The organism is Novosphingobium sp. BL-S-34, from assembly GCF_056857015.1.
The window spans coordinates 259,282-273,871 of record NZ_CM166473.1; the positions used below are offsets into that span (position 1 = coordinate 259,282).

Below are 14,590 nucleotides of genomic sequence, written 5' to 3' on the forward strand. Positions count from 1 at the left end.
GCACTTGGGTCAGGAGCTGGCAGGAAAAGTCGCCGTGATCACCGGCGCGGCGCGGGGCATCGGCCGCGCGACCGCCGCGCTGTTCGTGGCCGAAGGCGCAAGGGTGGTGATCGGCGATATCGACGAGGAGGCCGGGCAGGCCGCCGCCCTTGCCCTGGGGGAGGCCGCGATCTTCCGAAAGGCGGATGTGGGCCGGACTGAGGACATCGACGCGCTGGTGGCGGCGGCTGTCGACCGCTTCGGCGCCCTGGACGTGATGTTCAACAATGCCGGCGTCTCGTGCAGGCCGAGCGCCGATTTCCTCGACGACGATCTTGCGGATTTCGAACAGGTGATGCGCGTCAACGTGCTGGGGGTGATCCTGGGGACGCAGCGCGCCGCGCGGCACATGGCCAGGAACGGCGGCGGATCCATCATCAACAACACGTCCATCGCCGGGCTCATTCCGGGGCTGGCCATGCTCGCCTATCGCACCTCGAAAGTGGCCGCGATCCATGCCAGCAAGTCTATGGCGATCGATCTGGCGCAATATGGCATCCGGGTGAACTGCCTGGCCCCCGGTCATATTCCCACCGATCTCAATGCCTTCGCGCCCCCAGGCGCATCGCCAGAGGCGGCCGCGCGTATCCAGGTGGCCATGAAGCCGGTGTGGGATGCGAACAAGCCGCTGAAGCGCCAGGGTACGCCCGAAGACGTGGCGCAGGCGGTCCTGTTCCTCGCGGGCGGCCGATCGGCCCAGATCACCGGCACCGTGCTCGCCGTGGATGGCGGCATATCCGCAGGCGATCCGGTCAATCATTTCAGGGAGCTGATGGCGGCGCGTGCCGCGGCTCTGGGCGAAGGGGCGTGATGGCGATGGGCGTGACAGTGACATTCGTGGAGGAAGGCGGCGCGGAGCGGAAGTTCGAGGGCGTGGAGCCGTCCCAGTCCCTGATGGAAGTGGGCCGCACCCACGGCGTGAGCGGCATTCTGGCCGACTGCGGGGGCGCCTGCGCCTGCGCGACCTGTCATGTCTATGTCGACGATGCCTGGATGGAGAAAGTCGGCAGTGCCGATGCGATCGAGGCGGAAATGCTCGACCTCGTTTCGGAATTCCAGAAGCCGAACAGCCGGCTCTCCTGCCAGATCCGCTTGCGGGAAGAGCTGGACGGGCTGCGCGTCGAAGTGGCGCCCAACGGCTATTGAGCGGTCAGGCCGCCGCCTGTCTCGGCGCCGCGCCAGTGGCGATGGCATCGAACCGTTTCAGCAAGGGGCCGAGCTGTTCGCGATAGGCGGCGACACCGGCCATCTTCACCGGCCCGAACCCGCAGATGAGTGCTGCCGATGCGGCGATTTCGGTCGCGGTGGCGAGTCCGTCCTCGGTCATGCGATCCGCCAGCGAGCAGATCAGCGCGCGATATTCGCCGATCAGCGCCCGCTCCATGCGGCGCTCCGCAGTCATGCCGAAAGGGTCGAGCCGGGTGCCGCGCAGGCTTTTCATGCGGGCGAGCAGCGCGAAGAGGGGGAAGACCCAGCGCCCCATCGCGATCTTGCGCGGTCTTCCTGTTTTCCCATCCTTGCGAAAGGCGAGGAGGGGCGGGGCCAGGTTGACCTCCAGCCGGTAGTAGCGGTCGAACTGCGCAGCTAGTCCGGCCAGGAATGCCGGCGCGGTGTAGAGCCGTGCCACTTCGTACTCGTCCTTGTACGACATCAGGCGGGCAAGCTGCTCTCCCGCGGCCATGAGAAACGGCTGCGGATCGGCGATCCCGCGCGCCGCCAGCCGCCCGGCGATGTCATGCAGGAACGCGCGATAGTCTGCCGCCAGGGCCTCGTCCTGATAGGCGGCAAGGTGGCGGCTGCGGCTTTCCGTCAGGGTTTCCAGATCGGCGGGCATGGGCGAAGCCGGATCGAGCCTGGCGACGGATTCCAGTTCCTCGGGGAAAGCCGCAGCGATCCGGCCCAGCGCCAGCGCGCGCAAGTTGGCCTCCACGGCGGTGCCGTTCAGCCGCACCGCCTCGGCAATGGCGCTCACGCTCACCGGCAGAAGCCCTTTCTGCGCGGCGAAGCCGACCATCAGCAGGTTGGTGAAGATCGTGTCGCCCATCAACCGGGCCGCAAGGGCGAGCGCGCGTACCGATGCGACGTTTCCCTCCCCGACCCGTGCGGCGATGGCAGGCAGGAAGGTGGCGGCGCGGAAGTCCATGTCCTTGCGGGTCTGGAATTCGCCGGTCGGCACGACATCCACATTCGCAACCACCCGACTGTCCGGTCGCAAGGTTCTGACGACATCGGGGGCAGAGGCGACCACGAGGTCGCAGGCGAGCAGCAGGTCGGCCTGGCCGGTGCCCAGTCGGGCGCTCGGAATGCGCGCAGGATCCGCGGCGAAGCGGATGTGGCTCATCACCCCGCCGCCTTTTTGCGCCATGCCCGTCATGTCGAGCACTTTGACCGCCTTGCCCTCGATATGCGCGGCCATGCCCAGCACAGCGCCCACCGTCAGCACGCCGGTGCCGCCGATCCCCGTCACCAGCATGGCATAGCTATCCAAGACAGCGGCGAGCGCCGGTTCGGGCAGGCTTGCGATCAGCGGTTCCAGTGCGCCCATATCGGCGCCGCGCCGCGCGACCTGGGCGCCGCGCACGGAAACGAACGAGGGGCAGAAGCCTTTGACGCAGCTGTAGTCCTTGTTGCACCCGGACTGATCGATGGCGCGCTTGCGCCCGAAGGCGGTTTCAAGCGGGGTGATGCTGACGCAGTTGGACTGGCGCGAACAATCGCCGCAGCCTTCGCAGACGGCGGGGTTGATGTAGAGCCGCATGTCCGGATCGGGCGCATCGCCCCGCTTGCGGCGGCGGCGCTTCTCGTTGGCGCAGGTCTGCTCGTAGAGGATGGCGGAGACGCCGGGCACCGTGCGCAGGTCGCGCTGGACCGTGTCCAGCCGGTCGCGATCGACCACCCGGACTTGCGCCGGGAGCTTGCCGCGCCAGTGCTCGGGCCGGTCCGAGACCAGGACCACCGGATCGACGCCTTCCGCGATCAATTCGGCGGCGATCTGTTCCGGCTGGATATTGCCTTCCAGCGGCTGGCCCCCGGTCATCGCCACGGCATCGTTGTAGAGGATCTTGAACGTCACGTTCGCCGAGGCCGACAGCGCCGCCCGGATCGCCAATATGCCCGAATGCGTATAAGTGCCGTCTCCCATGTTCGAGAAGACATGCCCGGTCTCGGTGAAATGCTGCGCGCCCAGCCAGGGCAGTCCCTCGGCGCCCATGCCGACCACATTCATCGTGCGGCGCTCGGGCATGAAGGCGGCCAGGCCATGACAGCCCGTTGCGCCCATCGCCAGGCTGCCCTCGGGCACATGGGTGCTGGTGTTATGGGGACAGCCCGAGCAGAAGTAGGCCGGGCGAACCGCTCGGGCTGGCTCCGCCGCTGCCGCTTCCAGCGTGGCAAGCCGCTCGGCGGCGTCGCGGGCAGCCCCATCGAGAACTCCAAGTCCCGCCAGCCGCGAAACGAGGACGCGTCGCACCATTCCCGCATCCAGGACATTGTCGAGCGGCAGCAGCGCGTGGCCATGCTCGTCCCGCTTGCCGAGAAGGAGGGGACGCGGGCCGGGCATGGCGAAGAGGGCGGCGGCCAGCTGCTCCTCGATCACCGGGCGCTTCTCTTCCACCACCAGGATCTCGCGCGCGCCGGCGCAGGTGCTGCGCAGGAACGCCTTATCCATCGGCCAGGTCATGCCCAGCTTGACCAGCGCGATGCCGAGGGCCTGGCATCGGGCGGCGTCGAGGCCAAGCGCCAGCAAGGCTTCGCAGACGTCGAGATAGGGCTTGCCCGCGGTCAAAATCACCAGGTTGCGCCGCTCGGGCGCGATGAGCACCCGGTTGAGGCGGTTTGCGCGCGCAAACTGGACGGCCGCAGGCAGGCGCTCGTTCACCACCAGCGATTCCTGCGTCAGCGGCGGCAGGCTGCGGCGGATGTTGAGATCCACCCCTGCCGGACGGTCGGGACGCACGATCCGCAGATCGGGCAGGATGACCGAAGATGTCAGGTCCAGCGTATCGGTGACGGCCTTGAGGCTGACGTATAGGCCGCTGAACCGCGACATCTCCCAGCCGAGCAGGCCATAGGCGATGATCTCGTCGGTGGTGGAAGGCGCCAGGATCGGCAGGAATCCGGCGATCAGCGTGTGTTCGGACTGGTGTGCGGAAGCCGAGGACTTGGCCGCATGATCGTCCCCCGCAACCACCAGCACGCCGCCGTTTGCGTGAGTGCCCTCGAAGTTTGCCAGCTTCAGCGCTTCGCAGGCGCGGTCGACGCCAAGGCCCTTGGCGTACCAGAGGGCGAACACGCCATCGAAGCGCGGCTTGCCGAACCAGTCCACTTGCTGCGTTCCGCGCAGGCTGGTGGCGGCCAGTTCCTCGTTCAGGCCGGGCTCGAAGTGGATCCGGTGCGCGTTGAGCAGGGCCTTGGCCGACCACAATTGCGCATCGAGCGTCGTGATCGGCGATCCGCGATAACCGGTGACATAGCCTGCCGTGTCGCGCCCGGCCGCCCGGTCCCGCCGCGCCATGTCGAGCGGCAGGCGCACGAGCGCCTGCATCGACGTCAGGAACACTTGCCCCGAGGTCTTCTCGAACCGGTCCTGCAAGGCGGCGACGGACTTGGTCACGCAGATTCCTTCGGGCAAGGCCCCAGTGTCTCGGTTCCCCTGGGCTGCTGCGCGCTTTCCCGCATTACCATTGGGGCCTGAACGGCTCCATCGCCATGTACCTGTCCACGGCGGCCTCGAAGTGGCGGATGCGGATTTCCTGATAGTTGGCAAGGGTTATGCCGGGCTTGGCGCTGGCTTCCAGGCCCTCCTGCTGGGCATGGAGATTGTCGGTATCCTGGTCGAGGATGCGGCCGAAACCGGGGTCCATCCCTTCGGCTTCGGCGAAGGACTGGTCGTCGTCCAGGATCTGCACTTCCGCGGTTTCCGGGCGGCGTCCGCCGCGGGGGATCGGCCGCATGAACATGACCTCGTAGATGCAGCGGCGATGGTCGCGGGCGTCGGGCCGGAAGCGGTAGAGCATGGGCAGGGAAATGCCGGGGAAGACGTAGAGGTTGGGGAACATCGTATAGGAATAAGTGTCGAGCAGCTCGGTGTCGGAAACCTGGCTGAGGTCGGCATCTGCGGCCTTTTCGAACATGGCGCGGAACATGTCCGCCATGACCTGCCGCGCGCGCTCGCCCGGGGCCAGCTGCGGCTTGCTGCCGCCCAGCGCGGAGCTGTCTCCCAGCGTGAAATTGTCGATGATGTCCTGTTCGCTGTACTTGCCGGCCAGGTTCGGGCTGACCACGCCGAGCGTGGAGATGAACCGGTTCACATGCTGGCCATAGACGTCGTACTGCGAATTCACGTCGCCGTTGGCCGGGGCGACCTGGGGATGGGTGTCGAGCACATGGTAAGCCTCCTGGAAGGCTTCCACCGTCAGCTTCCAGTTCGCCGGATAGCTCTTCTGGACGTGGAGATAGATGTACCGGTCTTCCAGTTTCCAGGCCTCGAAATGCTTCATGATTTCCGGGCCGAAATATGTCGCCAGCGTCGGCGCATCGGGGTCCATGTTGATGAACACGAAGCCTCCCAGGCACTCCACCCTGGCATCGGGCAGGCGCATCCGCTCCGGGTCGACATGGGCGAAGTCCCACTGGCAGGGGATGTTCCGGTTGGTGCCGTCGAGGTTCCAGCTCCAGCCGTGGAACGGGCACTTGATCTGGCTGCCGCTGCCCAGGGTGTTCGACGGTTTCAGCTTGGTGCCGCGATGAAGGCAGGCGTTGAAATGCGCCTTGATCTCGTTCTCGGCCACGCGGGTGACGATGAAGCTGTAGGGACCGATGTCGTAGACGTAATAGTCGCCCACTTCGGGAATGTGCTCCTCGCGGCAGGCCATCTGCCAGGTGCGGGTCCAGAGCTTGTCGAATTCCTGTTTCTGGAACGCGGGATCGACGTAGCGATCCTTTGATATGTCCTGGCTGCCCAGGTATTCGTAGGATTGCGAGGTCGCCCAGTCCGGGGCGGGAACCCGGTCGCGCGCGATGATGTCCTGCGTGCTTTCCGCAGGGCAGCGCGCCTCGCCGAGCGCGAGAGTGTCTGGCTCAGGCTTCATCCCACTTTCTCCACCTTGCGGCCGGCGGGCGATTTCGCGCGGGCGCCGCTGTCGTTCTTGTGCATCTGGCCGTCCTTCATGATCAGGAGAAGCCTGGCGGTTTCCGTCAGCACGGAGACGTCCGCCAGTGGATCGCCGTCGACCAGGATCAGGTCGGCCAGCGCCCCTTCGGTCAGGGTGCCGAGATCGCCTTGTGCCCTCATGGCCAGCCCGCCGTTGCGGGTGGCGCAGGCCAGCGCAGCGGCGGGGCTGTAGCCGTAGTATTCGACGAAGAACTGCAGGTCCCGCGCCTGTTCGCCCTGCTTGCTCCAGCCGAAGCCGTAATCGCCGCCGATCAGGTGGCGCACGCCGCGCTTGCGCAGTTCCGTGTGCGTGCGGATGGAGTTTTCCATCAGCTCGGGAATGTTCATATATCCGCCGACTTCGGGCGTGAGGCCGAATGCGGAAGCTTCGCCCTTGAGGATCTGGTGGAACAGCCCGACCGTGGGCACCACGAACATCCGGTCGCGGGCCTCCTCCATCATGTCCAGCAGTTCCTCGTCGGCATATTCGCAGTGGAACAGGGCATCGACCCCGGCGCGCAGGCAGGCCTTGGAGCCGGCGATCGAGCGCGTATGGGCGTTGATCTTGCGGCCGTAGGCATGCGCCGTCTCCACCGCGACGCGGATCTCCTCGAACGTCATCGGCGTGGTGTTGGCGGGCGTGGAGGGATAGAAGGGATCGCCGGAGACATCGAGCTTCACATTGTCCACGCCCTCGCGGCAATGGAGGCGCACGGCGCGGCGCATTTCCTCTACACCGTCGACGATCGTGGCAGGGCCAATGCGCGGGTCGTGTTCCTTGCCCTCGTCGCCCATTGCCCCGGTGACGCTGATCTCCAGTCCGCCCGCGCGGATGCGGGGGCCGGGAAGCCGCCCGGCCTCGACCTCGTCACGCACCGCCACGGCAAGCCGCAGCTTCGCTTCCGAGGCGCCATAGGCACTGGTGAAACCCGCATCGATCAGGGCCTTGGCGCCGCGTGCGGCGGTGAAGACCTGCCGCTCCGGTGAGGGGGTGATGAGATCCTCCGTGCGGGTCACGTTCTCGAAGGAAAGGTGCGTATGGCCCTCGGTCATGCCGGGCATGAGGAACAGGCCGGTAGCATCGACGATTTCCGCTCCCGGCGGGCACGGTCCGCCGCCGCGCAGGACGGCGCGGATACGGTTGCCTTCTATCAGCACCTCCCCGGTGAACGGATCGGCGCCGGTGGCATCCCAGATGCTGGCGCCCTGAATCACTGTGCTGCCCATTGGATGACCTTTCTCCATCGGCTTACCGGATCATCCTTTACCGGCTGGCGCCTCGCTGCCCGATGACGGGACATGCACCGCGACTTGTCTGCCCGCGCCAGCACGCGGCGACACGGTTGTTCCGGGGCGGGGGCTGGGGCAATCGACGGGACGCAGGACCCGCAAGAGGCAGCCATGATCCGAGGAATTCACCACGTTTCCGTCCACGTCCGCGATCTCGAACGGATGATCGCGTTCTACCGCGATGCCTTCGGTTTCGAACTCGTGGGCGAGCCTTTCGGCTGGAAGGAGGAGCCGGTGCTGGACGCTCTGATCGACGTGCCCGGCTCTGCGGCGCGAGGGGCCATGCTGCGGACGGGGAACTGCTATGTCGAGCTGTTCGAATTCCAGGCGCCGCCGGGTCGCACCGCGCCGCTTTCCCCGCAGGACAGGGGCTATACGCATTTCTGCATCGACGTGACGCACGACATCGAAGGCGAATACGCTCGCCTGAAAGCGCTGGGCATGACGTTCGGCGCGCCCGCCCCGATCGACATGGGGCATGTCAAATCGGTCTATGGCCGCGACCCCGAGGGCAATGTGATCGAACTGCAGCAGACCGCCGCCCATTGCGACTTCCGGCTCGATCGTCTGCCGCCGGCGGCCTGACCGCATGGGCGAAGCGGAAATTGGCGCCGTCAGCGGCGCGGTCGAGGCGACCGGCCATGCGCGGGGGGACGACACCGGCGTCCTCATGCCGGCGCACGAGGCGGCGCTGCGCCTTGGCGGCGCGGCGTTCCTCACGCGGGCCTTTCACGCCTTCGGTTCGATCTCTCCTGCCAACAGCGTCACCCGGATCATCCGGCTGGAGCCTTGTCCGGGTGGCAGCACCGGGCACAAGTTGTTCCTGTCAGTGGCCTATGCGCTGGAGGAGCCGGGGTTGCAGCGCGATCTCTTCGTGAAGTTCTCGCGAGACTTCACTGACAGCGGCCGCGATCATGCGCGCCACGAGATGGAAAGCGAGGCGCGCTTCGCATCCGTCTCGCGCGCGCCGGGTTTTCCCATTCATGTGCCGAGGGCCTATTTCGGTGACTTCGACCATGCCAGCGGCACCGGCCTGCTCATCACTGCGCGCGTGGCTTTCGGCCGGGACGACATCGAGCCGCAGCGCGAGAAATGCCGGGATCACGAGATCGACGATCCGCTGCCCTATTATCGCGCCTTGATCGCCGCGCTCGCGCGCCTCGCCGCTGCGCACAAGGCCGGGCGGTTGACCGCGGATATGGAGCAGCGCTTCCCCTTCGATCCCGCTGGCGCCGGCGTCGAGCGCGTGACCGGCGACGCGGCAGCGCTGCGCAGGACAGTGGAAGGCTGCCGCCAGTTCGCGGCGGACCTGCCGCAGCTTCTGCCGCCGGAACTGCGCGCGCCCGAATTCTACGACCGCGTTCTGCGCGATGTCCTGCGCATCGGGGAAAACCGCGACAGGCTCGCGGCCTATCTGCTCGGCAATCGGGACCTGATCGCCCTCTGCCACTGGAACGCGCATATCGACAATGCCTGGTTCTGGCGCGACGATCGGCAGGTTCTTCATTGCGGGCTGCTGGATTGGGGCGGGGTCGCGCAGATTACCTTCGGATCCGCGTTATGGGGCTGTCTGAGCGCGGCCCATGCGGGGATGTTGGAGAACGATCTCGACGCGCTGCTCATGCTGTTCCTGCGGGAATACCGCGCGCAGGGCGGCGCTGCGATCGACGCCGAGGAACTGAAGCGCCACTTCTTCGTCCACGTCGGGGTCATGGGCGCGGCGCGGGTGCTGGCTCTCCACAAGGTGCTGCGGCGGCGGCTGCCCGCCGGGGCGCCGATCCTGGGCCCGCACGACCCCCTGGTGGCGGAAGAGGAGGGCCTCCGCACCGTCCTGCACATCTACACCGTGTTGCTGACGCTCTGGTCGAAGGCGGATCTGGGGGCTGCGCTCGACCACGTATTGGCGGCGGAGGGCGGCCCGGTCAGTCCCGAAAGAATTCGGTCAGCATCGGTGTAAGCAGCGGCCAGCGTTCGAAGCGGCCGCGGCGCTTTGCGGTGTCGATCGGGAAGGTGGAGACGTAGTTCCACTCCTGATCGCTCCACGGTGGCTCCACCAGCGAAGAGCAAGGCAGCAGCTCGTGCACCCATTCGGAGGTGCGCCGCGTGTGGGCCATGTCGCTTTGCCCTGAGCGGAAGGTCATAACCGGCATCGTCAGCGCCGCGAAGTCCGCAGGCGCCATGCCCGGTATCGGCGTCTCGTCGCTATAGGCGAATGCCTTGCCCCAGCGCTGCATGATATCGATATAGGCTTCCGCATCCTGCGCCAGGAGGATGTCGCGGATCCGGGGATTGCGCGCGGTCTGGTCGGCCCAGCTCGGCAGCGCCGCCACCGCTTCCATCCCGCCTTTCGAGGCGGCGGCGATCTGGTCTCCGCAATAGAACCAGGCGAGCCCGGCCAGCCCCACCGGTCCGCCGCTGAGCCACCAGATCGCGATCTTGCGGACGTTCTGCTGCATGCGCGCCGCCGCCATCAGCGTTATCCGCGAACCCGCAGAACCACCCGCCATGCGGATGTCCTTGAGCCCCAGCGCCTCGACCAGCCCGACCAGCGCCTGCGCGTTCATCACGGATTCGGAAGGCGCGGTGAAGGCGATGTCGGATGCGCCGCAACCGGGACGGTCCCAGAGCAGCACCCGGTAGCCGGCCTGCGCCAGTTCCGCCCCCAGTTCGGGTACGCCGGCCGTGTCGCGTGCGTAGCGCCCCCCCGGCGTGATGACCAAGGGAGGCGCGCCTTCCTCGCCGAGCAGCTCGTAGTCCAGCATGAGCCCGTCCACGTCGATCCTGGCCATCGATGCTCTCCCCCTTCTTCGCTGTTTCGCCGTCAGGCCATGGCGTCGGCGGAATTCTGTTCCACCGGCGTCGTTTCCCAGCGGCCGAGGCGATAATCGCCGGCAATGGTGGTGCGATACATCAGGCGCTCCTCGTCCGGGTCGTTGCCTGAAACGCAGTGAAGCATCCGCGTGTTGTCCCAGATCACCATGTCGCCCTCGCGCCACTTGTGATGGTAGCTGCAGGCGCCGCCCAGGCGGTTGATTTCCTGGCAGACCGCTTCCAGCAGGGCATCGCCCTCGGGCGTCTCGTTGCCGACCAGGCCCTCGGCCATATAGGCCGAGACATGGAGCACTTTCTCGCCGCTGGCGCGCGTCCAGACCGAAGGGTGGATCGCCCGCGACATCCTGGCCACCTGCTCGTCGAAAGATGCGGGGATCGGCTTGGGTTCGATCATGCGATATCGGGCCGGCTTGCCGAACTTGAGCCGGTCGTACTGGGTGGAGAGCTTGTAGACCACTTCCGTGCCCTCGATCCGCGCGCGCAAGCCCTCGGGAAACATGCGGTATAGCGCCACGCCGTCGAGGAAGCCGGTAATGCCCCCTTCTTCCACCCGCTCGACGGAACGCAGCACGCCCGCGCGGTTCAGCTCGTCGTTATAGCAATGGTCGAAGTGCCACGGCAGCCAATGCGAGAGCGGCTTGCCGTCGACTTCGACAATGCCTTGCCCGCGGCGGCTGCGAATTTCGATCACGCCGGGAAGGCGGCTGGAATCGACGCGGCTGACCGCCTTGACCGGATGCTCCTTGAGCGGGCCGAAGCAGCTGCTGATCGCCAGTTGCATCTCGTCGCTCTGTTCCACGCCCTCGAACACGATCATGCCATGCTCGACGAACAGGGCGTCTATCTGCTGGCGGGTATCGGCATCCTCCAGCATGGCGAGCGTGAGGGCGCCGATCCGGATGCCGAAAGGAAGACCCTCGCCAAGGGGGCTGACGGTGAATGCGTGAGGCTTGGTCATGCAACACTCTCCTTGCATCGCTCACTTTATTGTATTACTAAGTGATACGATGTATTGACTAGTGACATGATAGGAGATTTCCCCCATGGCCGTCAAGCGGGGCCAGAGTGGTGGCCGCATGCTGCAGGTGTTCGAAGCGGTGGCCGCCGCGCAGCCGATCGGCGTCAGTGCGCTGGCGCGCCTGCTGGGGGCGGACAAAAGCGCGGTCCAGCGTGACCTCATGACGCTGGCCGATGCGGGCTGGATCCGCTCCGCAGGCGATGCGAAGTGGGAATTGACGCTGCGCATACTCACCCTGGCGCGCACGCCGCACTCCAGCAACGACTTGCGCCAGCGCGCCCGCCCGGTGCTCGAATCGCTGCGGTCGGCAACCGGGGAGACGGCCTATCTCACCGTGCCCGACGGCGGCCATTTCGTGGTGATCGATGCTCTGGAAAGCCCGCAAGTGCTGCGCATGGCTCCGCCGGTCGGCATGGTCGTGCCTTCGCACGGGAGCGCCACGGCGCGCGCGGTGCTGCCCTATCTCAGCGCGCCGGAACAGCGCGACTTGCTCTCCGCGCCGCCGGACGCGGATCTGCTGGCGCAGTTCGCGGCAACGCGTGCGCGGGGCTATGCCGTGAATGACGGGGACATCGTCGCCGGGGCGGTCGCCATCGCCTCGGCCGTGCTCGGGCCAGACGAGCGACCGCTCGGCACTCTGGTGCTGACCGGCCCTTCGGAGCGCCTTGGCTCTGAACGGCGCGCGCTGCTCGGCGGCCAACTGGCTGGCGCCGCGCGTTTGCTCTCCGCCGCTTAGGATTCCGATCCGCGCCTATACCCGATCACGCAGCTTCACGTTGCCGAACATCATGCTCCGGGCCGGTCCCTGCAGCACATCGATCGGGAAGACCGGCGGCACCGCGCTGGCCGCGTCGAGCCTCGCGAGTTGCTCGGGCGCGATTTCCAATGCCAGTGCACCGAGATTGTCCTCAAGCTGCCCCGGGGTGCGAACCCCGACCACGGGCGAGGCCACGGCCGGATGAGTCAGGGTCCAGGCCAGAGCGAGTTGCGCCGGGGTACAGCCGATTTCGCCGGCAATCTCGACGACCCGGTCAGCAATATCGAGATTTCGCGCCGTCAGCTTTCCCGTGGCGGCATTGATCGCCTTGCGCGAGCCGAGTTCGTCCATGTCGCCGCCGCCAAGATCGGCGCGCGTGTATTTTCCGGTGAGAAGACCCTGGCCCAGCGGCGCCCAGGGCGAAACGCCCAGGCCCATCTCCCGGGCCATCGGGATCAGCTCGCGTTCGACGGTGCGTTCGATCAGGCTGTAGGGGATCTGCAGCGCGCAGAACGGCGTCCAGCCGCGCAACTCGGCAATGGCCTGCATGCGCGAGGCCTGCCAGGCCGGCGTGTCGGACAGGCCGATGTAAAGTACTTTGCCCTGGCGGACGAGATCGTCGAAGCTGCGCAGGATCTCGTCGACAGGCGTGTTGAAGTCCCACATGTGGAGATAGAGCAAGTCGATGTAGTCGGTACCCAGCCGCCTGAGACTGTCCTCTACCGAGCGGATCATGTTCTTGCGGTGATTGCCGCTGGCATTGGGGTCGCCGGGCCTCGTCGTCAGCGAATACTTGGTGGAGACCACCAGGCGATCGCGCCGGCCCTTCAGCAGTTCACCCAGCAGGACTTCGGACTGGCCCATCTGGCCGTAGAAGTCGGCGGTATCGATGAAGTTTCCGCCGCGATCGATATAGAGATCGACCATCCGGCGCGCCTCCTCGTCACTGCTGCCCCACGCGCCCGCGCCCACGCGAAAGGTCATCGTACCCAAGGCCAGCGGCGAGACCCGCAGGCCGGAGCGCCCCAGCAGGCGATAATCGTCGAGTTGCATCGCCAGCGATCATCCTCTTTTCGATCCAGCTCCGGTTTCGACCGAAGGTTGTCTCGCGGCTTCCGATGTCGAAACAACAGCGCCGCGCCAGGCCGTTTCAGGAGGGGATGGTTCCCCGGTCAAGCGCCGATCCCGCATGGCATCAGCTTTGCTGTTCCAGTTTTGGTACGTTGCCGCTGCAGTCAATTTTTGACTTGCGGGCGGGTTGCCGTCTAGACGCAGCCGAACCCCGGAACAGCCGACAAGGCGCGCCGAATCCGATTCGGCATTCTCACCGACCGGGCGTCATGACTGCCGATGATTCGCAGGTCGAATTTCTCCGACTGCCGGTAGCCGAGCGCAGCTTCGAAAAATTTTTTTCCGACCGCTGCAAGGCATCCGGGCAGGTCCAACGCAGGTCCCGCCATTAGCTGCGCGCGCGTAGCATGAAGGACCTGCCAAACGATTAAACCGTCGACATAAAAGCGCTACGTAAACTTCCTTATTGCAAGGAAGTGCGGACATGTGGATAGGCCCGCCGCGTTACATGCTTGCGCGCCCATTTACCTTTGAAAGGCGCGCAATGCCTGTAAGTCATTGATTTACGGCGGATTAGCAATTTGGGGTGCGATCCGTCCGGCAATGACGAAATGGGGTTAGATTTTTGGTGGGGCACATGACGGAATCCAAGCAGAAGAATCGCAAGAGCGCTGGCATCGCGGCGCCGGCAACGAGTGGGCCGCAGGTCAATGGCAGCCTTCCGCTCTATCGGGACCCGCGCCCGGTCAACAGCGCGACGCACGCCGATGCGGCCGTGATCGTCGCGCCGACCGACTTCGGTTTCGCAGCCGGCGCGCCGATGGTCCAGTTGACGGTCGACGAGTTCGAGCGGGCCGGACTCGACTATCCGATCCTGTTCTTCGGCGATGATCGTCAGCCCTACGCCGTCACCGGCCTGGAAGCCGAACACAACCTGTTCGTTTCCGAGGGCCGCTATCAGAATGGCGCTTACATCCCGGCCTATCTGCGCCGCTACCCCTTCGTTTTCGCGCGCGACGAAGGCAGTGATCGCCTGATCCTCTGCCTCGACCACGCCTCGGGCCGGGTCGGCGACAAGGATGCCGAAGATGCGGTCCGTCTGTTCGAAGGCGCCGAGCCGACCGAACTGACGCTGCAGGCGCTGCGTTTTTGCGAGAGCTACGAGGCCGCACAGGCCCGAACCGGCGTGCTGATCGCGCTGCTGGATGAGCTTGACCTGTTCGAGATCAAGCGCGTTCACTACACGGCACCGGAAGCTGCCGAGCCCAGCCTGCTGGTGGAATTCCGGACCATCGACCGGACCCGCTTCGAAGCGCTTTCGGCCGAGCAGTTCCTGCGCCTTCGCGACGCCGGTGCGCTGCCCGCCATCCACGCGCAGATCGCCTCGCAGGCGAAGTGGGACGCTCTGGCCGCCGTTACCCGCGCGACCTGA

General features: G+C 66.2%; 12 protein-coding genes. 6 read left to right on the top strand and 6 right to left on the bottom strand.

All coding sequences use genetic code 11. The features are described 5' to 3' along the window. Positions 1–4 precede the first annotated feature (4 nt). Both AC1VV3_RS15385 and AC1VV3_RS15390 read left to right on the top strand, forming a co-directional pair. A complete protein-coding gene (locus AC1VV3_RS15385) occupies positions 5–850 on the top strand; it encodes an SDR family NAD(P)-dependent oxidoreductase (RefSeq protein ID WP_134094243.1) in 846 nt (281 codons plus the stop codon). 5 nt (positions 851–855) lie between these two features. Continuing rightward, positions 856–1,185: a 2Fe-2S iron-sulfur cluster-binding protein gene (locus AC1VV3_RS15390; protein WP_207913001.1), complete on the top strand. Its 330-nt coding sequence runs from the start codon at positions 856–858 to the stop codon at positions 1,183–1,185. Positions 1,186–1,189: 4 nt separating this feature from the next. On the opposite strand, the gene AC1VV3_RS15395 is transcribed toward AC1VV3_RS15390, so the two are convergent. The 3 genes from AC1VV3_RS15395 to AC1VV3_RS15405 form a co-directional block, all read right to left on the bottom strand. Beyond that, the gene (locus AC1VV3_RS15395) at positions 1,190–4,651 is read right to left on the bottom strand and encodes an indolepyruvate ferredoxin oxidoreductase family protein (RefSeq protein ID WP_482962748.1); all 3,462 of its coding nucleotides are present in this window, start codon (positions 4,649–4,651) and stop codon (positions 1,190–1,192) included. 64 nt (positions 4,652–4,715) lie between these two features. Beyond that, positions 4,716–6,128 (bottom strand): aromatic ring-hydroxylating oxygenase subunit alpha, encoded by a 1,413-nt coding sequence (locus AC1VV3_RS15400; protein ID WP_482962749.1) that lies wholly within the window; start codon positions 6,126–6,128, stop codon positions 4,716–4,718. After that, the gene (locus tag AC1VV3_RS15405; RefSeq protein ID WP_482962750.1) at positions 6,125–7,417 is read right to left on the bottom strand and encodes a metal-dependent hydrolase family protein; all 1,293 of its coding nucleotides are present in this window, start codon (positions 7,415–7,417) and stop codon (positions 6,125–6,127) included. The genes AC1VV3_RS15400 and AC1VV3_RS15405 overlap by 4 nt, the downstream gene beginning before the upstream one ends. A gap of 174 nt (positions 7,418–7,591) precedes the next feature. On the opposite strand from AC1VV3_RS15405, the gene AC1VV3_RS15410 reads away from it, so the two are divergent. Both AC1VV3_RS15410 and AC1VV3_RS15415 read left to right on the top strand, forming a co-directional pair. Continuing rightward, positions 7,592–8,065 carry a VOC family protein gene (locus AC1VV3_RS15410; RefSeq protein WP_482962751.1) on the top strand — a complete coding sequence of 158 codons (474 nt, stop codon included), beginning with the start codon at positions 7,592–7,594 and terminating at the stop codon, positions 8,063–8,065. A 4-nt stretch (positions 8,066–8,069) separates the two neighbouring features. Then, the gene (locus AC1VV3_RS15415; RefSeq protein ID WP_482962752.1) at positions 8,070–9,437 is read left to right on the top strand and encodes a hypothetical protein; all 1,368 of its coding nucleotides are present in this window, start codon (positions 8,070–8,072) and stop codon (positions 9,435–9,437) included. On the opposite strand, the gene AC1VV3_RS15420 is transcribed toward AC1VV3_RS15415, so the two are convergent. Continuing rightward, positions 9,403–10,269: an alpha/beta fold hydrolase gene (locus AC1VV3_RS15420; protein WP_482962753.1), complete on the bottom strand. Its 867-nt coding sequence runs from the start codon at positions 10,267–10,269 to the stop codon at positions 9,403–9,405. The genes AC1VV3_RS15415 and AC1VV3_RS15420 overlap by 35 nt on opposite strands. 32 nt (positions 10,270–10,301) lie before the next feature. After that, a complete protein-coding gene (locus AC1VV3_RS15425) occupies positions 10,302–11,270 on the bottom strand; it encodes a TauD/TfdA dioxygenase family protein (RefSeq protein WP_482962754.1) in 969 nt (322 codons plus the stop codon). Positions 11,271–11,355: 85 nt separating this feature from the next. On the opposite strand from AC1VV3_RS15425, the gene AC1VV3_RS15430 reads away from it, so the two are divergent. Continuing rightward, positions 11,356–12,066 carry an IclR family transcriptional regulator gene (locus tag AC1VV3_RS15430; RefSeq protein WP_482962755.1) on the top strand — a complete coding sequence of 237 codons (711 nt, stop codon included), beginning with the start codon at positions 11,356–11,358 and terminating at the stop codon, positions 12,064–12,066. Between the two features lie 15 nt (positions 12,067–12,081). Here AC1VV3_RS15430 and AC1VV3_RS15435 read toward each other — a convergent pair whose 3' ends face one another. Continuing rightward, on the bottom strand, positions 12,082–13,140 hold the full coding sequence (locus AC1VV3_RS15435) for an aldo/keto reductase (protein ID WP_442047493.1): 1,059 nt from the start codon (positions 13,138–13,140) through the stop codon (positions 12,082–12,084). Positions 13,141–13,795: 655 nt separating this feature from the next. Between AC1VV3_RS15435 and AC1VV3_RS15440 the strand changes: the two genes are divergently transcribed. Next, a complete protein-coding gene (locus AC1VV3_RS15440) occupies positions 13,796–14,590 on the top strand; it encodes a SapC family protein (RefSeq protein ID WP_482962756.1) in 795 nt (264 codons plus the stop codon).